This window comes from Flavobacterium sp. CLA17 (assembly GCF_013112255.2).
GTDB classification, from domain to species: Bacteria; Bacteroidota; Bacteroidia; order Flavobacteriales; family Flavobacteriaceae; genus Flavobacterium; species Flavobacterium circumlabens.
The window spans coordinates 5,410,961-5,434,584 of record NZ_CP068294.1 but is presented as its reverse complement, the minus strand read 5'-3'; the positions used below and the strand labels follow the sequence as shown (position 1 = coordinate 5,434,584).

At 37.0% G+C, this 23,624-nt stretch carries 16 protein-coding genes; 7 read left to right on the top strand and 9 right to left on the bottom strand.

The genetic code is table 11. From position 1 onward, the window contains the following. The first annotated feature begins 111 nt into the window (after positions 1 to 111). Both HAV12_RS22430 and HAV12_RS22425 read left to right on the top strand, forming a co-directional pair. Positions 112 to 600, top strand: coding sequence for a DUF6252 family protein (locus tag HAV12_RS22430; protein ID WP_171571540.1), 489 nt, complete (start codon positions 112 to 114; stop codon positions 598 to 600). Positions 601 to 730: 130 nt separating this feature from the next. Further along, positions 731 to 1,090 (top strand): RNA-binding protein, encoded by a 360-nt coding sequence (locus tag HAV12_RS22425; RefSeq protein WP_026982652.1) that lies wholly within the window; start codon positions 731 to 733, stop codon positions 1,088 to 1,090. 122 nt (positions 1,091 to 1,212) lie between these two features. On the opposite strand, the gene leuB is transcribed toward HAV12_RS22425, so the two are convergent. The 4 genes from leuB to leuC all read right to left on the bottom strand — a co-directional run bounded on the left by leuB (position 1,213) and on the right by leuC (position 6,139). Then, positions 1,213 to 2,274: a 3-isopropylmalate dehydrogenase gene (leuB, locus tag HAV12_RS22420; protein WP_171571539.1), complete on the bottom strand. Its 1,062-nt coding sequence runs from the start codon at positions 2,272 to 2,274 to the stop codon at positions 1,213 to 1,215. Positions 2,275 to 2,391: 117 nt separating this feature from the next. After that, the gene (locus HAV12_RS22415; RefSeq protein ID WP_171571538.1) at positions 2,392 to 3,915 is read right to left on the bottom strand and encodes an alpha-isopropylmalate synthase regulatory domain-containing protein; all 1,524 of its coding nucleotides are present in this window, start codon (positions 3,913 to 3,915) and stop codon (positions 2,392 to 2,394) included. Positions 3,916 to 4,038: 123 nt separating this feature from the next. Then, a complete protein-coding gene (gene leuD / locus HAV12_RS22410) occupies positions 4,039 to 4,635 on the bottom strand; it encodes a 3-isopropylmalate dehydratase small subunit (protein ID WP_171571537.1) in 597 nt (198 codons plus the stop codon). Positions 4,636 to 4,744: 109 nt separating this feature from the next. Then, complete coding sequence (gene leuC / locus HAV12_RS22405) at positions 4,745 to 6,139, bottom strand: 3-isopropylmalate dehydratase large subunit (RefSeq protein WP_171571536.1); 1,395 nt, start codon at positions 6,137 to 6,139, stop codon at positions 4,745 to 4,747. Positions 6,140 to 6,810: 671 nt separating this feature from the next. On the opposite strand from leuC, the gene dnaE reads away from it, so the two are divergent. Both dnaE and HAV12_RS22395 read left to right on the top strand, forming a co-directional pair. Beyond that, a complete protein-coding gene (dnaE, locus tag HAV12_RS22400) occupies positions 6,811 to 11,349 on the top strand; it encodes a DNA polymerase III subunit alpha (protein WP_171571535.1) in 4,539 nt (1,512 codons plus the stop codon). A 177-nt stretch (positions 11,350 to 11,526) separates the two neighbouring features. Beyond that, positions 11,527 to 12,468 (top strand): outer membrane beta-barrel protein, encoded by a 942-nt coding sequence (locus HAV12_RS22395; protein WP_171571534.1) that lies wholly within the window; start codon positions 11,527 to 11,529, stop codon positions 12,466 to 12,468. Positions 12,469 to 12,653: 185 nt separating this feature from the next. Here HAV12_RS22395 and HAV12_RS22390 read toward each other — a convergent pair whose 3' ends face one another. The 4 genes from HAV12_RS22390 to HAV12_RS22375 all read right to left on the bottom strand — a co-directional run bounded on the left by HAV12_RS22390 (position 12,654) and on the right by HAV12_RS22375 (position 18,865). Continuing rightward, the gene (locus HAV12_RS22390; RefSeq protein WP_171571533.1) at positions 12,654 to 13,646 is read right to left on the bottom strand and encodes a Gfo/Idh/MocA family protein; all 993 of its coding nucleotides are present in this window, start codon (positions 13,644 to 13,646) and stop codon (positions 12,654 to 12,656) included. Positions 13,647 to 13,907: 261 nt separating this feature from the next. After that, positions 13,908 to 16,016 (bottom strand): prolyl oligopeptidase family protein, encoded by a 2,109-nt coding sequence (locus HAV12_RS22385; protein WP_171571532.1) that lies wholly within the window; start codon positions 16,014 to 16,016, stop codon positions 13,908 to 13,910. Between the two features lie 129 nt (positions 16,017 to 16,145). Beyond that, the gene (locus HAV12_RS22380) at positions 16,146 to 18,353 is read right to left on the bottom strand and encodes a TonB-dependent receptor (protein WP_171571531.1); all 2,208 of its coding nucleotides are present in this window, start codon (positions 18,351 to 18,353) and stop codon (positions 16,146 to 16,148) included. Between the two features lie 158 nt (positions 18,354 to 18,511). Beyond that, the gene (locus tag HAV12_RS22375; RefSeq protein ID WP_171571530.1) at positions 18,512 to 18,865 is read right to left on the bottom strand and encodes a hypothetical protein; all 354 of its coding nucleotides are present in this window, start codon (positions 18,863 to 18,865) and stop codon (positions 18,512 to 18,514) included. Between the two features lie 192 nt (positions 18,866 to 19,057). On the opposite strand from HAV12_RS22375, the gene HAV12_RS22370 reads away from it, so the two are divergent. After that, positions 19,058 to 19,795, top strand: coding sequence for a porin family protein (locus tag HAV12_RS22370; RefSeq protein WP_370528470.1), 738 nt, complete (start codon positions 19,058 to 19,060; stop codon positions 19,793 to 19,795). Here the strand turns inward: HAV12_RS22370 and HAV12_RS22365 are convergent. Then, a complete protein-coding gene (locus tag HAV12_RS22365) occupies positions 19,790 to 20,395 on the bottom strand; it encodes a hypothetical protein (protein ID WP_240345211.1) in 606 nt (201 codons plus the stop codon). The genes HAV12_RS22370 and HAV12_RS22365 overlap by 6 nt on opposite strands. A 185-nt stretch (positions 20,396 to 20,580) precedes the next feature. Here HAV12_RS22365 and HAV12_RS22360 point away from each other — a divergent pair, with 185 nt between their 5' ends. Further along, positions 20,581 to 23,049 (top strand): bifunctional UDP-N-acetylmuramoyl-tripeptide:D-alanyl-D-alanine ligase/alanine racemase, encoded by a 2,469-nt coding sequence (locus HAV12_RS22360; protein WP_171571528.1) that lies wholly within the window; start codon positions 20,581 to 20,583, stop codon positions 23,047 to 23,049. Between the two features lie 67 nt (positions 23,050 to 23,116). After that, positions 23,117 to 23,497, top strand: a complete 381-nt coding sequence (mscL, locus tag HAV12_RS22355) for a large conductance mechanosensitive channel protein MscL (protein ID WP_171571527.1) — start codon at positions 23,117 to 23,119, stop codon at positions 23,495 to 23,497. Positions 23,498 to 23,624: the final 127 nt, after the last annotated feature.

Here is a 23,624-nt window from a genome sequence, read left to right as displayed (position 1 = left end):
AATTGTATTAAATGTCCCAATGGTAAATTATTCCTGATTTTTGTTGTTTTTTGGACTTGTTTTTTAATTATTTCTCTTAAATGAAATACTTTTGCGCTAAATTTATTTTACATGAAAAAATACTTCTATTTTCTTTCATTAATTTTTTCGCTTTCCTCTTGTACAGAAGAGGTGAAATTCAATAATCCGGCTTTTCAAGGTTTAAAAGACAATGTTTTTTGGCGAGCTCAAATTTCTGAGGCTCAAATTGCCCTGGATGATAAAGTAACAATTAAAGGAACGATGGGCTCTGAACAGGTACTGCTTAATTTAGCATCTTCAGAGGAAAAGACCTATTTTCTTGGAGTTGATAATGTAACAAGGGCATCTTACTATTATGAGATTGGCTCAGATGTTTTTTTGTTTAGTACCGGACCAAATATTGGAGAAGGGCAAATAACAATTACAGAATATAATATTGAAAATAAAACCATTTCGGGAACATTTAAATTTAAGGCAGTAAATTCAAATGCAGCCGAAAATGAAAAAACGAATGTAAGTTTTACTGAAGGTGTGTTTTACAAGGTTCCGGTCACTCCCAGCAGCAGTTTCGAAAATTAATTAAATTTTAATTATTTAATTTTTCTAAAATTACGGTGTCAAAATCAAAATAAAAACATAAATAAACTAATATATAGTAGATTAGAGAAAAATAAGATTACATTTGCTACATTATTATAAATAAGTACATATGAACATTTTTGTTGGAAGTCTTCCATTCAGTATTGAGGAAGCAGATTTAAGAGAGTCTTTCGAGGCTTATGGAGCAGTAGATTCAGTTAAGATCATTACTGATAAATTTACAGGAAGAAGCAAAGGTTTTGGTTTTGTTGAGATGCCAAACGATGCTGAAGCTCAAAAAGCAATTGATGAATTGAACGGAGCTACTGTTCAAGGTCGTGCAATTGTGGTTAATAAATCTGAACCGAAACCAGAAGGCGAAAGAAGAAGCTTCAACAATAACAGTCGCGGTGGAGATTCACGCGGAGGTTATGGTGGAGGAAACAGCCGTGGTGGAAATGACCGTGGTGGTAACAGAGGAGGATATTAATATTTTTTTCTAAAATATACAAAAGGGATCAATGTAAATTGATCCCTTTTTTTATGTTTAATAGTTTTTGTTTCAAGTTTCAGGTTTTCGACTTGAAACTTGAAACTTGAAACAAAAATTACCTATAAGTTCGATACAAGCCAATCTCCAACTTCGCTGGTTTTGTATGTTTTTGCACCTTTTACAGCTAAATCTTCCGTAACAAAACCTTGTTCCAAAGATTTATTTACAACCGTTCTGATGGCTTCAGCCTCTTCTTTTAATCCAAAAGCATCTTCGAACATCATGGCTGCAGATAAAATAGTCGCCAACGGATTAGCAATATTTAATCCAGTTGCCTGTGGGTAAGATCCGTGGATAGGTTCATACAAAGAAGTATGTTCTCCAACAGAAGCAGAAGGCATTAATCCCATTGAGCCTGAAATTACCGAAGCTTCATCTGTTAATATATCTCCAAACAAGTTTTCTGTAATCAATACATCATATGAATTTGGCCATTGAACCAAACGCATTGCCACTGCATCTACAAATTCATAAGAAACTGTAACTTCCGGATACTCTTTTTCCATTGCCTGAACGGTTTCTCTCCATAAACGGGAAGTTTCCAAAACGTTTGCTTTGTCAACACAGCATAATTTTTTGCTGCGTGTCATCGCCAATTCGAAACCTTTTTTAGCCAAACGCTGTACTTCGGCTCTGGTGTAAACGCAATTGTCGAAAGCAGTTTCTCCACCGTCTCTTCTTCCTTTTTCTCCAAAGTAGATTCCGCCTGTTAATTCTCTTAAGAAAACCAAATCCGTTCCTTCGATTCTTTCTCTTTTTAAAGGAGAATTATCAATTAAAGAGGGAAAAGTAAAAGTTGGACGAACATTGGCGAACAAACCTAATTTTTTACGCATCAACAATAAACCTTGTTCCGGACGAACTGGTGCGCTTGGATCGTTATCATATTTGGGGTGACCGATTGCTCCAAACAAAACGGCATCGGCAGCCATACAAATTTCATGTGTTTCATCCGGGTAAGGAACCCCAACGGCATCAATAGCACAAGCTCCGGTAAGAGCTGGTGTCCAGGTTATTTCGTGATTGAATTTTTTCGCAATAGCATCAGATACTTTTACAGCTTCATTTATTACCTCAGGACCAATTCCGTCTCCTGCTAAAAGGGCTATGTTAAATTTCATTATTTTTAGTATTTATTGTTTTAAGGTTCAAAGTGGCAAAGGTTCAAAGGCTCAAAGTTTAAAAGCACTAAAGATTAAAAAACCTTTGTGCCTTTGTTGCTATGAACCTTTGTGCCTCTAATCGGTAATCACATTCAGCATTTTTTGGGTTGCAATAATGGCTGCAACCGTCTGGTCTGAGTCTAATCCTCTGGTTTTAAATTCTTTTCCGTTGTTTACCCAGGTAATGATCGTTTCGCATAGAGCGTCGGAACTGCTTCCGGGCGGAATTCGAACGGCGTAATCGATCAGTTTTGGTAATGTTAATTTCTTTTGTTTGTAGATTTTAGACAGCGCATTCATGAAAGCATCAAACTGACCGTCGCCCTGTGCATTTTCTTCGATAACTTCGTCATCAATTTTTAATAGCAAGGTGGTTGACGGGCGCATTCCTTTTGAGTGTACTAATATATAGGACTCAATCGTAATTTTATCCTGATAGGTATGACTGTCCAATACATCGGAAATGATATAGGGAAGATCTTCTTTGGTGACCGTTTCTTTCTTATCTCCTAATTCGATGATTCTTTGTGTAACTAATTTTAAGTCTTCCTGATTTAGTTTTAAGCCCAGCTCCTGAAGATTTTTCTCAATATTAGCTTTTCCCGATGTCTTTCCGAGCGCGTATTTTCTTTTTCTTCCAAAACGTTCCGGAAGTAAATCATTAAAATATAAGTTGTTTTTATTGTCACCATCGGCATGAATTCCGGCAGTTTGTGTAAAAACATTATCGCCTACAATGGGTTTATTGGCAGGAATTCGGTACCCGGTAAAAGTCTCCACCAGTTTGCTCACTGAATACAAGGAGGTTTCTTTTATATTGATACTCACTTCTGGCATGTAATCGTTTATTACGGCCACGGTACTTTCCAGAGGAGCATTACCGGCGCGTTCTCCCATTCCGTTTACGGTCACGTGTAAACCGTTAATGCCGGCTTTTACGGCTTCCATAACATTAGCAACACTTAAATCGTAATCATTGTGAGCATGAAAATCAAAATGGATTTTGGGATATCTCGCTGTAATTTTGGAGATAAATTCAAAAGCCTGCGACGGAATCAATACGCCCAGCGTATCCGGAAGTAAAATTCTTTTTACGGGCTGCTGCGTTAAAAAATCTAAATATTGAAAAACATATTCAGGAGAATTACGCATTCCGTTGCTCCAGTCTTCGAGATACACATTGGTTTCTATATTGTTTTCTTTCGCTAAAGCGATCGCCTGTGCAATTTCGGAAAAATGCTGCTCCGGTGTTTTTTTTAACTGATGGGTGAGGTGATTTAAAGAGCCTTTGGTTAATAAATTCTGAACTTTTGCACCTGATTTTTTCATCCATTCAATAGATAAACCCCCATCTACAAAGGTAAGCACTTCGATTCGGTTAGTGTATCCTTTCTCTTCAGCCCAGGTCATGATGCCTTTTACGCCCTGAAATTCACCTTCGCTCACACGTGCAGAAGCAATTTCAATTCTATCAATATTTAATTCTTCCAACAATAATTGTGCAATGGTCAGTTTTTCTGCAGCAGAAAAAGATACTCCGGAGGTTTGTTCACCATCACGAAGCGTTGTATCCATTATTTCAATTTTTCTTTTTTCCATATTGATATTCTATATTTCTAAAAATGAAATTATAGTAGTTTTGTATTTTTCTCTTCTTTAATTTAGAAAGACCCGACAGGTTTTTGGAATCTGTCGGGTCTAAATAGAGTGAACAAGATTTTTTTAGTACGGAAGTTTATCGGCGAAAGCCACAATGTCTTCTTTAATATTTTGCAAATAATCAATGTCATCAAAGCCATTAACCATATTGTTCTTTTTGTATCCGTTAATAGCAAAAGACTCTTGTTGTCCTGTCGCTAATAAAGTAATGGTTTGATTGGGCAAGTTAATTTCTAATTGAGTATTAGGATCAGCTTCGATAGCTTTGAAAATAGTATCTGCAAATTCAGGGCTAACCTGAACGGGTAAAACGCCAATATTCAAACAGTTTCCTTTAAAGATATCGGCAAAGAAACTTGAAACAACAGCGCGAAATCCATAATCATAAACTGCCCAGGCAGCATGCTCTCTGGAAGAACCTGAGCCAAAGTTTTTTCCTCCAACAAGAATTTTTCCGCTATAAGTGGAGTCGTTCAAAACGAAATCAGCTTTTGGAGTATCATCACTATTATATCTCCAGTCCCTAAAAAGATTGTCTCCAAAACCTTCCCGTTTTGTAGCTTTCAGGAAACGAGCCGGAATAATTTGATCTGTATCTACGTTCTCAATTGGCAGCGGCACTGCGCTGCTGGTAAGTATATTAAATTTATCGTATGCCATTTTTTTTTGCTTTAGGCTGTAGGCTGTAAGCTTTAGGCTTTTCTCTACAGCAATGTTTTTGTATTGATTTTTCAGCTTAAAGCCTAATGCTTAAAGCGTATAGCGAGAATTAAAATAAGTCTCTTGGGTCTGTAAGTTTACCTGTAACAGCAGCAGCGGCAGCCATAATTGGGCTTGCTAATAATGTTCTGGAACCAGGACCCTGGCGACCTTCAAAGTTTCGGTTTGAAGTACTTACCGCATATTTTCCGGCAGGAACTTTATCATCGTTCATGGCTAAACATGCTGAGCACCCAGGCTGACGTAATACAAAACCGGCTTCAGTTAAAATATCCAATAAACCTTCTTCTTTAATCTGAGCTTCAACAACATGAGAACCGGGAACTAACCAGGCGGTAACATTATCTGCTTTTTCTCTTCCTTTCACAATTTCTGTAAAAGCTCTGAAATCTTCAATGCGTCCGTTTGTACAGCTTCCTAGGAAAACATAATCAATTGGTTTTCCAATCATGACATCGTCTTCTTCGAAACCCATGTAGGCTAAAGATTTTTTATAGGTTTCCTCACCGCCTTCAACCTGATTGGCGTTCGGAATATGTTTGGAGATACCAATTCCCATTCCAGGGTTAGTACCATAAGTAATCATTGGTTCAATATCTGAGGCGTTGATGTTTAGTTCCGCATCAAAAACAGCATCCGCATCCGTTTTTAAAGTTTTCCAATACGCAACTGCTTTATCCCAGGCTTCACCTTTTGGAGCGTATAATCTTCCTTCAAGGAAATTAAAAGTTTTCTGGTCAGGAGCGATCATTCCGCCACGCGCACCCATTTCGATACTTAGGTTACAAACCGTCATACGGCCTTCCATCGTCATATTTTCGAAAACATCACCGGCGTATTCAACAAAATAACCTGTACCGCCGGAAGTAGTCAATTGAGCGATAATATAAAGCGCCACGTCTTTTGGACCAACACCTTTACTCAATTCACCATTTACGTTAATGCGCATTTTCTTTGGTTTTGGCTGCATGATACATTGCGTAGAAAGCACCATCTCCACCTCAGAAGTTCCGATACCAAAAGCAATCGCTCCAAAAGCACCGTGAGTAGACGTGTGGGAATCGCCACAAACAATAGTAGCACCCGGCAAAGTAATTCCGTTTTCAGGACCCACTACGTGTACAATTCCATTTTTAATGTGACCTAATCCCCAGTGCGAAATTCCGTATTCGGCAGCATTATCTTCAAGTGCTTTAAGCTGATTGGCAGATAAAGCATCTTCAACTGGTAAATGTTGGTTTATGGTTGGTGTATTGTGATCTGCAGTTGCAAAAGTACGTTCCGGATATAAAACGGTAACGTCTCTGGCTTTTAATCCTAGAAAAGCAACGGGACTAGTAACTTCATGAATGAAATGACGGTCAATAAAAAACACATCCGGCCCATCTTCAATTTTACGTACTACATGTGAATCCCATACTTTGTCAAATAATGTCTTACTCATTTTTTATTTTTTTTAATTGTAATTTCTAACCACAGCAATTTCCTGCTCATTATAATAGGAAAACAAAAGTAAAAAAAGATACTAGGGCGTCAATTTCAATATTTCATTATATACGATACCCAAACCAAAATACAAATTGCGATTGGCATTTATACATTCAGATTTTATCGAAAAAGGAATAGAAAATTGATTTTATTTTTCTTTTTCGGCTTAAATTATTTTCTATTGTTTTTTATTCTGATAGTTTGTGAAATTATCTCAAAATTACTATAAAATAGAGTGTTTTGGTGAAATAAATGTAACAATGTAAGTAAAAATAGTAATAATTATCAGTTTTGAATTCTTTCTTTCATTTTTTAAATTTCAAATAAAAAGTCTTTTTTGATGCTGTTAAAACGAGATTTAAAGCGAGCATTTTCTTCTGTTTTTTAATTGAAATACTACGACATCCAAAGAAGTGATTTTTATCAAATTTTATGTATTTTAAGAGAAATACTGATGAGTTGATAAGAATAATTTTTTGAGTATTAATCCGTTTTCTTTTTCCAAAAAATGACTAAATTTGAACTTCTTCCATATTTGTATTTCGGGATTTTTATAATTCATATAATCAACGTTTTATGTCGACAAAGGACCTGGAATTTGGAATTTAATTTTTGCTATTTAAACTTATGTATTTAATATTCGATACCGAAACAACCGGATTACCAAAACGCTGGGATGCTCCCATAACCGATTCTGATAACTGGCCGCGCTGTATACAGATCGCATGGCAGCTGCATGACGAAATGGGACAATTGATCGAGCATCAGGATTATTTGGTAAAACCGGACGGATTCAACATTCCGTATGACGCAGAACGTATTCACGGAATCTCGACTGAGCTTGCAGAAGCGGATGGAATTACGCTGGCCGAAGTTTTGGAGAAATTCAATATTGTTTTAGGCAAAACCAAATTTATTGTCGGACAGAATTTAGGTTTCGACGTTAACATTATGGGAGCCGAATTCCATAGATTGGGAGTTGATTCTCCAATGGCTTCAATGCCGGTTCTGGATACTTGTACAGAGGTTACTGCTTCTTTATTGCAGCTTCCCGGAGGTCGTGGAGGAAGGTTTAAGTTACCAACCCTGACAGAATTACACAGTTATCTTTTTAATAAACCGTTTGCAGAAGCACACAACGCAACCGCCGACGTTGAAGCAACTACGCGTTGTTTCCTGGAATTAATAAGAAGAGAGGTTTTTACCAAAGAAGAACTGGATGTTCCGAAGGATTATTTTAAGGAATTTCAAAATAGAAATCCACAGGAATTTCCGCTAATTGGTCTAAAACACATCAACTTAAAAGCAGCATCTGATAAAATCAGGGAGCAATTAAGAGCTTTAGAATCAGATGATAAACAAACGGTAGTTTCAGATTCTGACAGAGCAGATTTTAAAGCGGCAAAATATGCGCATTTACACAATCACACCCAGTTTTCGGTTTTACAATCTACTATAGGAATTGCCAATATTGTTTCGGCTACAGCCAAAAACGGAATGCCGGCCGTGGCAATGACCGATACCGGAAACATGATGGGGGCTTTTCACTTTGTGAGCGCCGTTATGAATCACAACAAAGCAGCTTCTGCGAAAAATAAAGCTTTGGTTGAAGCTGGAGAAGAGCCAACAGAAACGGAGATGAAACCAATCGTAGGTTGCGAATTCAATGTTTGCGACAACCATTTGGATAAAAGTAAAAAAGACAATGGTAATCAGTTAGTATTGCTTGCTAAAAACAAAAACGGTTATCATAATCTGGCCAAAATGTCGTCGATTGCGTTTACGGACGGATTTTATTATGTTCCGAGAATTGACCGCGCGATCGTAGAAAAATATAAAGAGGATATCATGGTTTTGTCCGGGAATTTATATGGAGAAATCCAGAGTAAAATCCTGAACGTCGGTGAAAACCAAGCCGAAGAAGCCTTGATTTGGTGGAAAGAGCAATTTGGCGATGACTTTTATCTTGAAGTCATGCGCCACAATCAGGAAGATGAGAATCGTGTTAATAAAACCCTGATTGAATTTTCTCAGAAGCACAATGTCAAGTTAATTGCCACAAACAATACCTATTATTTAAATAAAGAAGATGCCAATGCACACGACATTTTATTGTGTGTAAAAGACGGAGAAAAACAAGCGACACCAATTGGCCGTGGTCGTGGCTATCGTTACGGATTACCCAATCAGGAATATTATTATAAGTCGCAGGAAGAGATGAAAAAACTCTTTGCCGATTTGCCGGATGCGATTATCAATATTCAGGAAATTGTCGATAAGGTGGAGATTTACTCGCTTTATCGCGATGTATTGCTTCCGAAATTTGATATTCCGGAGGAATTTGTAGTAGTTGAAGATGAAGCGGATGGCGGTGTAAGAGGAGAAAATAAATACCTGAGACACCTTACGATGGTGGGGGCAAAAAAACGATATGGAGAAATTACGGAATCTATTCAGGAACGTTTGGATTTTGAGTTACTGACCATTTCGAATTCCGGATATCCGGGTTACTTTTTGATTGTACAGGATTTCATTGCCGAAGCCCGAAATATGGACGTTTCGGTAGGACCGGGACGTGGATCTGCGGCGGGATCTGCCGTAGCCTATTGTTTAGGAATTACAAATATTGACCCGATTAAGTACGATTTGCTTTTTGAGCGTTTCCTGAATCCGGATCGTGTATCCATGCCCGATATTGATATCGATTTTGATGATGAGGGCCGTGGACGCGTTATGGATTATGTAATCAATAAATACGGTAAAAATCAGGTGGCGCAAATTATTACCTATGGTAAAATGGCCACCAAGTCAGCGATTCGTGATACGGCTCGTGTACTGGATTTACCATTGTTTGAAGCCGACAGAATTGCAAAACTGATTCCGGCGATGATGCCTTCAAAATGGAATCTGGCGCGTTTTATCTCTGAAAACGAAGATGAGGTTAAAAAAGCCCTTCGTTCGGATGAGTTTGATAATGTAAAAGAATTAATCGCCATTGCCAATGAAGATGATTTGGCAGGAGAAACCATTCAACAGGCAAAAATCCTGGAGGGATCGATGCGAAATACCGGAATTCACGCCTGTGGTGTAATTATTACGCCATCGGATATTACGAATTTCGTTCCCGTTACCACCGCAAAAGATTCTGATTTATATGTAACGCAGTTTGATAACTCGGTTGCAGAAAGTGCTGGATTACTAAAAATGGACTTCCTGGGTCTGAAGACCCTTACCTTAATAAAAGATACCGTTAAACTGGTAAAATATAGAAACGGAATTGATTTGGATCCGGATACATTTCCGATTGATGATGTTGAGACGTATGCGCTTTTCCAAAGAGGAGAAACAGTTGGAATCTTCCAGTACGAGTCGCCCGGAATGCAGAAATACATGAAGGACCTGAAGCCGACGGTTTTTGGGGATTTAATTGCCATGAACGCCTTGTATCGTCCGGGACCTTTAGAATATATTCCGTCTTTCGTAAGAAGAAAAAATGGGGAAGAAGAAATCAAATACGATTTAGATGCCTGTGAGGAATATCTGGGAGAAACCTATGGAATTACGGTGTATCAGGAGCAGGTAATGCTTTTGTCGCAATCGCTGGCAGACTTTACAAAAGGTGAAGCCGACGTTTTGCGTAAGGCGATGGGTAAAAAACAAAAAGACGTACTGGATAAAATGAAGCCTAAGTTCGTAGAGCAGGCGGTAAAAAAAGGTCATGACGCAAAAGTTTTAGAGAAAATCTGGAAAGACTGGGAAGCCTTTGCGAGTTACGCCTTTAACAAATCACACTCGACTTGTTATGCCTGGATTGCGTATCAGACGGCTTATTTAAAAGCACATTATCCGGCAGAATATATGGCTGCGGTTCTTTCGAATAATATGAATGATATCAAACAAGTATCCTTTTTTATGGAAGAATGCAAACGAATGGGATTGCAGGTTTTAGGACCGGATGTAAACGAGTCGTTTTATAAATTCACCGTAAATGATGAATATGCGGTACGTTTTGGAATGGGTGCTATAAAAGGTGTCGGGTCCGGAGCTGTGGCAACAATTGTAGAGAATAGAAAAGAAGGGAAGTATAAATCGATTTTTGATTTGGCGAAGCGTATCGATTTGCGTGCGGCCAATAAAAAAGCGATCGAAAATCTGGCTTTGGCCGGTGGTTTCGATTCGTTTGAAGGAACAACAAGAGCACAATATTTTCATGATGATGGTGACGGAATTACCTTTTATGAAAAAGCAATTCGTTACGGATCTAAGTTTCAGGAAAATGAAAATTCATCGCAGGTAAGTTTGTTCGGGGAATCAAGTGAAGTTCAGATTGCCGAGCCTGTCGTTCCTCCATGTGAAGACTGGAGCACGATGGAAAAACTGGCCAAGGAAAAAGAAGTGGTTGGAATTTATATTTCCGGACATCCGCTGGACGATTTTAGATTTGAAATGAAATACTTCTGCAATGCCCGATTGGAAGCGCTAAAAAGTATGAATGAATATGTAGGTAAAAATCTAAATTTTGCCGGAATCATAAATAATGTGCAGCATCGTGTTGCTAAGAACGGAAAAGGCTGGGCTGTATTTAATTTAGAAGGATATGATGAAAGTTATGAGTTTAAGATTTTTGGCGAGGAATACTTAAAGTTTCGCCATTTCCTGATTCAGAATAATTTCGCTTTCCTTAAAATAGTAATAAAAGATGGCTGGGTAAATCATGATACCGGTAAAAAATCGGATCCAAGAATGCAGTTTGTTGAGATCAGGCAATTACAGGATATTCTGGAAGCCTTTGCCAAAAAATTGGTTTTATTGCTGAATATTAAAGACCTGCAAACTGAATTTATTCATAAACTGAGTCATTTATTTAATGAGAATAAAGGAGATAATACTGTGACTTTTGAAATCATGGAATTAGAAAATATAAAACGTTTGGTTGCGGTTGAAACTCCAACTGATTTTGAAGGAACTGATGATGCTGTTTTTGAACAAGAAAACGATAGTGACGATACCCCGCTGGAAGAAACTAAAATTCAGGAAGTAAATGAAGTTGAAGAAATTAAGGTCGTGACCAAATTAACGATGCCAAGTCGCCGGTTAAAGATTAAAATTTCGACAGAACTATTACAGGAATTAGAGAAAATGCAGGTAAATTTCAAGTTGAACTAAATTTTAACAGTTAAAATTTAAAAGGATGCGTTTTTTTTTAGTTAAAAATATGCATGCATAATACTTTTTTAGTAATATTGCTCGAAATTATAACGATTTCGCTACAAGTCTCACTTAGCAAACTGTAAGATTGTGTTAAAATAATCTAAGTTTGTATAAATTAATTAAATCAGAATTATGAAAAAGAACCTATTTTTATTAGGATTATTAGTTTGCTCTATGGCCACAATGGCGCAGACAGAAAATGCAGATAAACCAGAGAGCTGGTATTTTAAATTGGGAGGATCATATTTTATTCAAACTGCGGCAACTGAATTTCCAATTGTAAATGGTCAATTGCCTAATACGGATGTTTATGGACCGAATGGAACTACTTTAATTTCGAGAGAAACAAATCATGGTTCATTTGGAGAGGGTTTTCGTTCTGGATTAACTGCAGGTTACCGTTTTTCAACGCGTTTAGGAGTTGAAATGGGAATTAACTATTATTCTAGTGCTGATAAATTGATGGTTCAAACTACGAATCGTTTAGTTGCTACTGCGCCAACAAATATTTTTGTGTCCGGAGATGCTGTAGGAAAAATCAAAGCTTGGGATTTATCACCTGCATTAGTGCTATTTTTGGGAGAAACTAAAGGTTTTGAGCCATATACAAAAGTAGGAGTTATTGTTCCTATTCATGGAGATTTAACTATTAAGACTAATCGTGAGTATTCTACTGCAGCAGGCGTAATGGCAAAAACGTATTCTGAAGATGTTGTAAAACCTAACCCAACTATTGGTTTTATGGCTGCAATTGGAAGTTCTTATAAATTAGGCAAAAAAATAGCTTTATTTGCTGAAATTGAATACAGAAACTTTACTGTTCACGGAAAAACAAAAGAAACTACTGTATTTACAGAAAACGGAGTGGATAAATTGCATACACCATCTACTTTTAGACAAGATGCTTCTTATTCTGCTATTCATACTAATTACGTGGATAAATTAACTACAAGTTCTAATAGTAAAGTAACTAATACAGCTGGTTTTGATGATACAAAAGCTACTGATGATATTAGTTCTTATGTTGGAATTTCTGGTGTAGGTTTGACTATAGGTCTTAAATACAGCCTGTAATTTTATAAAGTTTAGTTTTTAGAAAAAGAGGATATTCATTTCGAATATCCTCTTTTTTTGGTTTTGTGTCATTTCGACGAAGGAGAAATCACACTAGATGATCGACAAAGATTGGTGATTATAGCTACGGAGTTTCTTATGCGATTTCTCCCTTCGGTCGAAATGACAAATTATCTGATATTGTTCTATTTCGAATTTCTAAATTCCTTCAGCACTTCATCAATAACCCAGGTTGTTCTGGCTGCCGAGGTTCCTTTTGATGGAGAAAATCCTTCGTTACCTAAAAGTTCTGCAACAACAGTTTCGATAAAAGGCTGCTGAATGTGAAGCGGATTTTCGATCGTAATACTTTCTTGCTCACCATTTGTATATTGAATATGTATTGGATCATTTCCGAAAGTTGAAAAAGAGATTTTTCCTTTATCACCTACGATGTCAGTATTGTCATAACGCTCAAAACTCGCAAAATTCCATAAACCGGTTCCGTGAATCCCGTTTTCGAATAAAAAGGACATCGAAACCGAATCTTCTGCAGGATACGCTTGAAGCTGAGAACTCGCATGTCCGCGAACGGATTGAATTGGTCCCAATACAAAATCAAGAAAATCCAGAGTGTGGCACGCTAAATCGACAAATATTCCACCGCCTGAAATGTGTGGCAAAACGGTCCAGGGCAAATTGATTTCATCATCGTAACGTTCTTCAAAAGGATGATATAAAACGCAATTTACATGTCTTACAGCTCCTATTTTCCCTTGATCGATTAACTCTTTTATTTTTAGGAATCGCGGCAAGCTTCTTCTGTAATAAGCGACAAATAAAGGGACATTGTGCTTTTTACAAACGCTTATCATTTCGTTGCATTCTTCAAACGTGAGCGCCATTGGTTTTTCCACATACACCGGCTTTCCGGCTTTGGCGCACAAAATTGTATATTCTTTATGAGAAGATGGAGGAGTAGCAATATAAACGGCATCGACTTCGGGATCGTTAATTAAATCTACGGCATTCGAATACCATCTTGCCACATTATGACGTTTGGCGTAATCTTCGGCAAGGGCAGCATCTCTGCGCATTACGGCTACTAAGGCTGAGTTTGGAGTTTTCTGGAAAGCAGGTCCGCTTTTTACTTCGGTTACATTACCACAACCGATAATTCCCCATTTTACAATTTTCATTTTTTTGGTTTTTTAGTTATTTCAAATTTAAGAGAAAAGGATTGCTTAAAAAAGGAGGTTAGATAAAATTAAAAAAGTTTCACGCAGATTGAGCAGATTTTGCAGAAAAAAAATAAATCTGCTCAATCTGCAAAATCTGCGTGAAAAAATAGCCACGATTTACAAATGTTCTCCAATTAAAATTCGCGATAATTCGTGCCATTCGTGGCAAAAAAAATCATTTTAACTCTTAAATCTGGGGCTATAAAAACAGACTTAGTTTTACTTTTTCGGTAAAGCTTTGAAGCCCATATTGTAAAGCGTAAACGCCTGAATGTCTACATTTTCCTGAATAGTGGCCGCAACAGATTTCCCTGCTCCGTGACCGGCTTTTACATCAATACGGATTAAAACAGGATTGTCTCCCGTTTGTTTTTCCTGCAATTCAGCAGCAAATTTAAAACTGTGCGCAGGAACAACACGATCATCATGGTCTCCTGTAGTTACCATAGTTGCCGGATAATGAACTCCTTTTTTAACGTTTTGAACCGGTGAGTATCCTTTTAGGTATTCGAACATTTCTTTGCTGTCCTGAGCAGTTCCGTAGTCAAAACCCCAACCCGCTCCGGCAGTAAAAGCGTTATAACGCAACATGTCCATAACTCCAACAGCCGGTAAAGCTACTTTCATCAAATCAGGACGCTGAGTCATTGTAGCGCCTACTAATAATCCTCCGTTTGAACCTCCGCGAATGGCTAAGAAATCGGATGAAGTATATTTTTGGGCAATCAGATATTCAGCGGCAGCAATGAAATCATCAAATACATTTTGCTTTTTCAGCTTCGTTCCTGCATCATGCCATTTTTTACCGTATTCGCCTCCGCCTCTTAAATTGGCAACAGCGTATACGCCTCCGTTTTCCATCCAGACTGCATTTGCAATACTGAAACCTGGCGTCAGGCTGATATTAAATCCACCGTAACCGTAAAGAATCGTCGGGTTTTTACCGTCTAATTTTAATCCCTTTTTATAGGTAATAATCATTGGTATTTTTGTCCCGTCTTTTGAAGTATAGAAAACCTGTTTTGATTCGTAATCCTCGCTTTTGAAGTCTACTACCGGTTTTTGATAAATTTCCGATTTTCCCGATTTAGGATCAAAAGAAAAGATAGTTCCCGGAGTAGTATAATTGGTAAAGCTGTAGTAAAGAACCTTTTCTTCCTTTTTTCCTCCAAATCCTCCGGCAGTTCCAACAGCAGGAAGTTTGATCTCACGAACTAATTTTCCGTTATAATCATATTGCAATACCAATGAAACAGCATCTTTGGTATAATTCGCAAAGAAATATCCTGAACCGGTTGAGGGAGCTAAAACATTTTCGGTTTCTTTGATGAAATCTTTCCAGTTTTCCGGTTTCGGGTTACTGACATCTGCGGTGACAATTCGTTTATTAGGTGCGCCTAAATCAGTATCGATAAACAATTTACTGCCTTCATTTTCAATAATCTGATTGTCGCTGTTAAAGTTGTCAACAATAGTAATAATCGGACTGTCCGGTTTGGATAGATCTTTAATGTACAATTCATTTCCGTAAGTAGAATTTGCTGCCGAGATAATCAGATATCGATCATCTTCTGTAACAGAACCACCAACATATCTTCTTTTCTGATCTGCTCCAAAAATTATTTTATCGTCTTTTTGTGAAGTTCCCAATTTGTGGAAATATAACTTATGCTGATCTGTTTTGGCAGATAATTCGCTTCCTTTCGGTTTATCATAGCTGGAATAGTAAAAACCTTCATTTCCTAACCAGGAAACACCGCTAAATTTCACATCGACGATGGTGTCTTCTAACACTTTTTTCGAAACAGCATCAATGATAATAACTTTTCTCCAGTCGCTTCCTCCTTCAGAAATGGAATACGCTGCTTTTGATCCGTCTTTAGAGAAATTTAAACCGCCAAGAGAAGTAGTTCCGTCTTTCGAAAAAGTATTGGGATCCAAAAAGATTTCATCTTTACCCTTTTCTCCTTTTCTATAAATCACAGATTGATTCTGAAGTCCGTTATTTTTAGAGTAGTATGTAAATTTTCCTTCTGTAAACGGGGCACCTATTTTTTCGAAATTCCAAAGCTTTTCCATTCGTTTTTTAAGCGCTTCTCGAAATGGAATTTTATCTAAATAACCATAAGTTACTTCATTTTCAGCCTTTACCCAGGCTCCTGTTTCGATTGATTTATCATCTTCAAGCCAGCGATACGGATCATTTACTTTGGTGTCGAAGTACGTATCGATTGTTTCTCCTTTTTTGGTTTCGGGATATTTAATTTTATTTTGTCCAAATGAAATTCCTGCAGTAGTGATAGCCATTATAAGAATTGTTTTTTTCATCGTTAAGGTTTATGGTTGTAGCAAAAATAGCACTTTTGGATTAAATAATTTTAAACCATATAAGTAATATAAGTTCATTTAATTAAGCATGCTTATATTTACTTATATGACTTATATGGTTAAAGAAAATTACAAGTTGAAGTTAACTCCTAACACAATGTTTCTTCCAATATTCGGAATACCGTCTGTTTTTAATCTGGAGAGATGTGCAATGTATTTTTTATCGAATAAATTATTTCCATTCAGGTTGATGTCGAAAGCGGTTTTCCCTAGCTTAACCGTTCCTCCAAAACCTAAATTTACTAATGTATACCCTTTTGAAGCAGTCTCAAAACCACTCACATTATCCTGATCAAAAGTAGACGAAACGTTCAGGGAAGCAAATCCTTCCTCCAGCCAATTTTTGATTTTGAACTCCGTTCTAAGCGTGTTATTCCAGTTATTAGCCGGAATTAAAGGTAAATAATCGTTATTGTCTTTTTTACCGGTTACCGTTTCAAAGCTGGTTTCAAAATGCAGCCAGTCCAGCGGGTGAGGGTGAAAGTGAAGTCCAACTTCACCACCGTATAGTTTGGCATTGTCCTGAATATAGGCAAAAACATCATTGTCTTCTAAGGTTTGCCCTGTTGGAGAAGTGTAGATATAGTTGTTTATATGATTGTAAAATCCGTTGATGAAAAACTCAAAATGCGAATTTTTGTATTCCAGGTTCAAATCTGTCTGAACGTTTTGCTCGGTTTTTAAAGCCGCGTTTCCAATTTCGTATCTGTTGGTTCCTTCGTGAACACCATTTGACGTTAATTCGGCTAAGTTTGGTGCTCTGAATCCTGTAGCGACATTTAAGCGAAGCGTCAGGGGCTCAGCCAGTTTGGTTTTATAACCTAATGAAGCATTAAAACTGTCAAAAGAGCGGTCTAAAGCCTGAAAATAACCTTCTTCATCTACAATTCCATGAGCCTCAGAACTCACATTTCGGTTGTCAAAACGTAATCCGGCCTGAATAACACTATTGTCCCATTCGTAATTTGCGGTTCCAAAAACGCCAAAATCATTGGTAGTGGCATCCGGAATCAAATATTCTTCACCTGAATTGGTATTCGTTTGATGCATTCCCTGTACGCCAAGAATGGTTTCAATTTTACCAAATTTCGGGAAATGATATTTTACATTATAATTCAAAGTGTTCAGCTTCATGTGTAAAGACGCAACATTACTGTCTTCAAATTCACTTCGGTCATTGGAAATATAACCCAAATCAACGTCTAATTTCGAATTTTCAAAAAAGATCACATTGTTTAAACTCAATAAGTGATTGAAAATTCCCTGTCTCGGAAATTGTGTGTCTTTACTTGAAGATTGTTCCGCGATTCCGTCTTCGGGAATACCAATATCCAATTTATTGTAATTGTATCGTAATACACTGGAGAAAGTGGAGTTACTGTACCCGATTCCGGTTTTAAAATCAGTTTCGTTGTAACGTGAATTGGTCACGCGGTCTCCGTCGGCAATTTTATAATCGGAATGTGTGTTGAAACTTCCGCGGGCTAAGAATTTCCAGTTGTCTGTAGACGTTTTTAGTCCAATAGATGAATTACTTCCCTGTGTATTGGTAAAGTATTTTTGACTGAAATTGGCTTTAAACGTATTCGCATCAGCAAATTTTTCAGGATTAAAGTATAAAACCCCGCCCAAAGCATCCGATCCGTACAATAAAGAAGCTGGGCCTTTAATGACTTCAACGCTTTCGATTCCGGCATCATTTAAACCTAATCCATGTTCGTCTCCAAACTGTTGATTTTCTATACGAACACCTTGGGAATACACCAAAACACGATTCCCGCTAAGACCTCTGATGACCGGCTTCCCGATAGAAGTTCCCGTTGAAATCTGAGAAACCCCGGGAATGGTTGCCAGACCTTCGATTAAAGTTGATGTTCCTTTTTGCTGTAATGTTTTGATGCTTTCATGTTCCACTTTCATTACGTTTTGCGATTGCAGTTTATTGAAAGGCGTAGATACAATTACTTCATCCATCTCAAAGATAGACTCCGGTAATGTGACGTCCAGCGTATTCTCTTTTAGTAGTTTGGCAATCGTTTTGTTTTGCGTGGTGTAGCCGACAAAAGTAAAAGAAAGGCGTAAACTTCCGTTTGGAAGATTCGTAAATTCATATTTTCCGTTGACGTCAGTGGTGGTGCCTTTATGTAATTCCGGAGCATAAACAGAGACTCCCGGCATTGGCTGGTTTTGAAGATCGGATACGGTTCCGGACACGGAATTTTGAGCTGAAAGCAGCCCTGAAAACCCTAAAACAAGGGCTAATATTATTTTTTTCATTTGAAAATGATGCTATAGTTAAATGGATTTTTCTTTTAAAATAAACACCAAAATAATAGTAAAGTCTGCCGATCCTGATACTGTCAGGATGGGGAAACCCAATGCTTTTTTGAAATGTAACTTAAAAGATTTTTGATTTTATTTCGATGTTTCGAAATTTAAGCAACTATAGCTTTTGGAGGACCGCGCAATAAATAAGCACTTTCTGAAAATGGAAATATTTTTTCTGAAAGAGCAAAGAAATAAGGTATTTCCTTGTTGGAAACAGTAAACTGAAATGAAAATTCTTCCGGAACTAAGTAGCTTCCAAAAGAAAAATGGCACACATAACAAAGATCATAATTATGATGCTCATGCGTGATCTCGCCACTTGGGTCGCTATAATCGTGATGGCACTGTTTCTCTGAAAGTTGTTTTACAATATGCTCATAACTGTGTATCGACTGAAACAATATTGAGAACAATACTGTCAGGGCCAAAGAAACACTTAATATGAGCTGCTTTTTCTTCATTCTATGCAAAGGTATAAAAGAGCAGTCAAAAATGGAGCAATTTTTTTAAATTCTATTGTTGATTCATTAAAACTAGTGCAGGAAATCGTTTTATTTTTAAAGAAAAAGAGAATTATTGCTTTCTAATCGGCTCTTGAGCCGGCATTATATTATATTTGTAAGTGAAATAAATCATCTTCAAAAAACGTTTACTTGAAAAACTCTTTAAAATCAAAATACGATATGAGATTACTTTTTAGCTGTTTATTTTTAGTGTCGTTTTTTACTGTTTTTTCTCAGGAAGAAACAAAACCTAAAATAGAGCCAATCGTTAAAATCGATTCGTTATACCGTGAAGATCAGTTTTACTTTTCTGTTACCTATAATCTTTTTGCCAATATTCCTCCCGGCCTTAAACAGGATAAATTTTCAGTGGGACTTTCGGCTGGTTTTTTGCGCGATATGCCCATTAACAAAAAAAGAACCCTTGCCTTTGCTACAGGTCTTGGTTTGAGTTATCAGAATTTCTTTCAGAATTTTACTATTTCCAGAGACGGTCAGGGCGAAATAGTGTATGGGGTAAATGATTATAATGAAATTGTTTCCAATCGATACAGGCAATATTTGATAGATCTTCCTATCGAATTCCGCTGGAGAAATTCAACGTATGAAAGTTATAAGTTTTGGAGAGTTTACGGAGGACTTAAAGTCAGTTATGCGTTCTCTACTAAATCTGCTGTAGATGATGGTGAGATGACTTATAAAATCAACAATAATCCGGATATAAATAAACTGCAATACGGTACTTATCTTGCTGCGGGCTACAATACCTGGAATGTTTATATCTATTACGGATTAAATCCATTGTTTAAATCCTCAGTTAAAACCATTTCCGGTCAAAACGTAAACATTCAGACCATCAATGCCGGTTTGATTTTCTATATTTTATAACCACAAATACAGGAATAAAATCTGGGGAAGGGTCCCGGCCAAAAGACCAATAAGTAATTCTTTATGGGTGTGAGCTTCCATTTCCAGACGGGATGAAGCTACTGCACCCGTTAATAGTACAGCCAAAGCCGTCCAATACGGATTTTGCATTTGCAGATGAATGTTTAGCCCGATAATAAAAACAGTCAGCCCGCTAATCGCCAGCATGTGGAGGCTTGCTTTTATTTTAAAAAGAGAAAGCACTAATGCAACAATGGTACTGAATAAAGCGCCAAGGAAAAAGAAATGAAGTTCAGGATAACGGGTGATAATAATACTTCTTTTTACCAGTAAAATGTATAAAAAGCATTGTAAGATAAGCGGAATTCTGCGCTGGGAAATTTCGGGAACCATGACCGATTTTATATGTCCGGTGGAGCGCAGTAACAGGAAAAACAATACCGGTACTAAAACGGTTATGATCAGAATTTGAAATAAAACATAATATTTTTCCCTGTTCGTAAAAATATCCTCTTTGCAGTACAGATAAAATAAAGTAGCATACACCGATATAAAAATCGGATGAAGGATATAAGAAAACAGGGGCAGGATTTTTTTCAAAACAAGGTAATTTGAGGTGTTAAACAAATATAATAAAATAAAGTTTTTTGCTGTGAATTTCATAAGTTTTCACAGATCAAATTATTTTAAGGGCACTTTTTTGCCGTAATCAATCCTTGTATTTTTAAGAGAATCACAACTCTTTTCTGTCTTTAATGTTTTAAATTTGACAAAAAGATTTTTAAATGAGCATAGACTTAAAAAACCTGATTCCTGTTCTTCAGGCTGAATGGATTGGTTTCAATACAGCTACTTTTGTAGATCATGTTTCGATCGACAGCCGTTCCTTACAAAACGGATCAAAAACTTTGTTTATTGCACTGTCGGGTGTAAATAATGATGCTCATTTGTATATTCCCGAACTTATCGAAAAAGGCGTTCAGAATTTTGTCGTGCAATATATACCTGAAAATGCCAAGGGAAAAGCCAATTTCCTGGTGGTGAAAAATAGTCTGAATGCCCTACAGCAATTTGCTGCTTATTACAGGGATTTATTCCATTTCCCTATTATCGGATTAACCGGAAGCAACGGCAAAACGATCGTAAAAGAATGGCTTAATTTTTTATTGAGCCCCGATTACAATATTATCAGGAGTCCTAAAAGTTACAACTCGCAGGTTGGAGTTCCATTATCTGTAATTGCCATTAATGAAAAACATAATCTGGGAATTTTTGAAGCCGGAATTTCTATGGTTAATGAAATGGCCCATCTCGAGCAAATCATCAAACCGAATATTGGCGTTTTAACCAATATTGGCTCAGCTCACGATGAAGGGTTTCAGAATTTAGAACAAAAGATCAGCGAGAAACTCCAGCTTTTCAAAAGGGCAGCAGTAATTATCTATCAAAAAAGTGAACTTGTTGATGGATGTCTGGCTTCTTTTTTGAAAGAAAATCAATTACAGGACAGAGTACTTTTTTCATGGAGTTTCACCGATAAAACGGCAGATGTTTTTATTCTTAAAAAAGAGAGTAAAAACGATAAGACAATTATTCAGTATCAATATCAAAACGGGATTTTTGATTTAGAAATTCCTTTTCAGGATTCTGCTTCTATCGAAAATGGTATTTCCTGTTTGTTGGTTTTGCTGTATTTCAAATATGACGCTGCAACAATTCAAAATCGAATGCAGTTGTTATATCCGGTAGAAATGCGCCTTGAAGTAAAAAACGGAATAAATAATTGCAGTATTATTGATGATAGCTACAGTTCCGATTTTCAGTCGCTCAAAATTGCTCTGGATTTTCTGGAAAGCCAGAATAAGAATGCTTCTAAAACGGTTATCCTATCCGATATTTTTCAAAGCGGATTTTCAAACGAAGAATTGTATTCGAAAGTAGCACAATTAATCACCGATAATAAAGTAAACCGTGTAATTGGAATTGGAAATACGATTTCATCCTTCTCAGACAAATTTTCAAACGCCGTAATGTTTCAGACCACAGCCGATTTTATAGACAGTTTTGAAAGTCTGAATTTTGCCAATGAAACCGTTCTGATAAAAGGAGCAAGATCCTTTCAGTTTGAAGAAATTGTGACCCTGCTGGAAGAGAAAACACATGAAACGATTCTTGAAATTAACCTCAATTCCATCAGTCATAACCTGAATTTCTTTAAAGCCAAATTAGCGTCTCAGGTAAAAATGATGGTGATGGTCAAGGCTTTTGGCTACGGGAACGGAGGTTTGGAAATTGCAAAATTATTAGAATATCATAAAGTAGATTATTTGGGTGTGGCTTTCGCCGATGAAGGAATCTCGCTTAGAAACGGCGGAATCCAATTACCGATTATGGTTTTGAATCCGGAATCGACAAGTTTTCCGTCAATTATTCAATACCAGTTGGAACCGGAGATTTATAGTGTGAAAGGATTAAATGCTTTCCTGAAAATCGCACGTGAAAAGAACCTGAAAAACTTCCCAATTCATATCAAATTAGATACCGGAATGCATCGTTTGGGTTTTGAAGAAAATACGATAGATGAATTAATTGCCACTTTAAAAGGAAATTCAACCGTTCGCATACAAAGTATCTTGTCGCATCTGGCAACCAGTGATGATATGAATCATTATGAATTTGTGCTTTCCCAAGTCCGGTTATTTGAAAGATTATCGTCTAAATTAATGTCGGAATTAGATATAAATCCGATCCGTCATATCCTCAATACCTCCGGAATCAGTAATTTTCCTGATGCCCAATATAATATGGTGCGTCTTGGAATTGGTTTGTACGGCGTTTCAAACGATTCTCTGGAGCAGAAATACCTGGAAAATGTGGGGACTTTAAAATCGATTATCTCACAGGTCCGTACCATTCCGGCAGGAGACAGCGTTGGGTATGGCCGTCGTTTCATGGCACAGAAAGAAACTAAAATCGCAACCATCCCGATTGGTTATGCCGATGGAATTTCGAGGTTATGGGGAAATCAGGTCGGTTATGTAAATATTAAAAACCAAAAAGCACCCATTGTTGGCAGTATCTGTATGGACATGCTGATGGTGGATGTCAGTGAAATGGATTGTAAAGAAGGAGATTCAGTTGTTATTTTTGGAGAAAATCCAACCGTAACGGAGATTGCAGACGCTTTAAAAACAATACCATACGAAATTTTAACGAGTATTTCGCAACGGGTGAAGCGCGTTTTTTTCAGATAGATTTCAGGAACTTTAGAGAAAATTACGTATTTTCGGTATCAATTAATCATTAAATAAAGAGAGAATTATGGGAATGTTTTCAGAATTTAAGGAATTTGCAATGAAAGGCAACGTAGTCGATTTGGCTGTCGGGGTTATAATTGGAGCTGCTTTTGGAAAAATTGTAAGCTCATTAATTGAGAATGTTATTACACCATTGATATTGAAGCCTGCTTTAGATGCTGCACATCTGTCTACCATAGAAGAACTGACAGCTTTTGGAGGAGTCAAATACGGTTTGTTTCTTTCGGCAGTCATTAACTTTGTAATTGTTGCCTTTGTATTATTCCTGATTATTAAAGGAATAAATAATCTTAAAAAGAAAGACGTTCCGCCACCACCTCCGGCTGGCCCAACTCAGGAAGAGTTATTGATCCAGATTAGAGATCTTTTAAAAAATAAACAATAATATAATACCGCTACACTAAGTCTAACTTAACCGTTCCTTAATTGGGACGGTTTTTTTGTTTTTGTTTGTTTTGTAACATTTTGTTATTTTTTGTGAATCGTCTTGTTTTGATTTTTATTATGTATAC

Coding starts and splice junctions, on each gene's coding strand:
- HAV12_RS22430 (WP_171571540.1), top strand. CDS start 112: ATGAAAAAATACTTCTATTTTCTTTCATTAATTTTTTCGCTTTCCTCT.
- HAV12_RS22425 (WP_026982652.1), top strand. CDS start 731: ATGAACATTTTTGTTGGAAGTCTTCCATTCAGTATTGAGGAAGCAGAT.
- leuB (WP_171571539.1), bottom strand. CDS start 2,274: ATGAAATTTAACATAGCCCTTTTAGCAGGAGACGGAATTGGTCCTGAG.
- HAV12_RS22415 (WP_171571538.1), bottom strand. CDS start 3,915: ATGGAAAAAAGAAAAATTGAAATAATGGATACAACGCTTCGTGATGGT.
- leuD (WP_171571537.1), bottom strand. CDS start 4,635: ATGGCATACGATAAATTTAATATACTTACCAGCAGCGCAGTGCCGCTG.
- leuC (WP_171571536.1), bottom strand. CDS start 6,139: ATGAGTAAGACATTATTTGACAAAGTATGGGATTCACATGTAGTACGT.
- dnaE (WP_171571535.1), top strand. CDS start 6,811: ATGTATTTAATATTCGATACCGAAACAACCGGATTACCAAAACGCTGG.
- HAV12_RS22395 (WP_171571534.1), top strand. CDS start 11,527: ATGAAAAAGAACCTATTTTTATTAGGATTATTAGTTTGCTCTATGGCC.
- HAV12_RS22390 (WP_171571533.1), bottom strand. CDS start 13,646: ATGAAAATTGTAAAATGGGGAATTATCGGTTGTGGTAATGTAACCGAA.
- HAV12_RS22385 (WP_171571532.1), bottom strand. CDS start 16,016: ATGAAAAAAACAATTCTTATAATGGCTATCACTACTGCAGGAATTTCA.
- HAV12_RS22380 (WP_171571531.1), bottom strand. CDS start 18,353: ATGAAAAAAATAATATTAGCCCTTGTTTTAGGGTTTTCAGGGCTGCTT.
- HAV12_RS22375 (WP_171571530.1), bottom strand. CDS start 18,865: ATGAAGAAAAAGCAGCTCATATTAAGTGTTTCTTTGGCCCTGACAGTA.
- HAV12_RS22360 (WP_171571528.1), top strand. CDS start 20,581: ATGAGCATAGACTTAAAAAACCTGATTCCTGTTCTTCAGGCTGAATGG.
- mscL (WP_171571527.1), top strand. CDS start 23,117: ATGGGAATGTTTTCAGAATTTAAGGAATTTGCAATGAAAGGCAACGTA.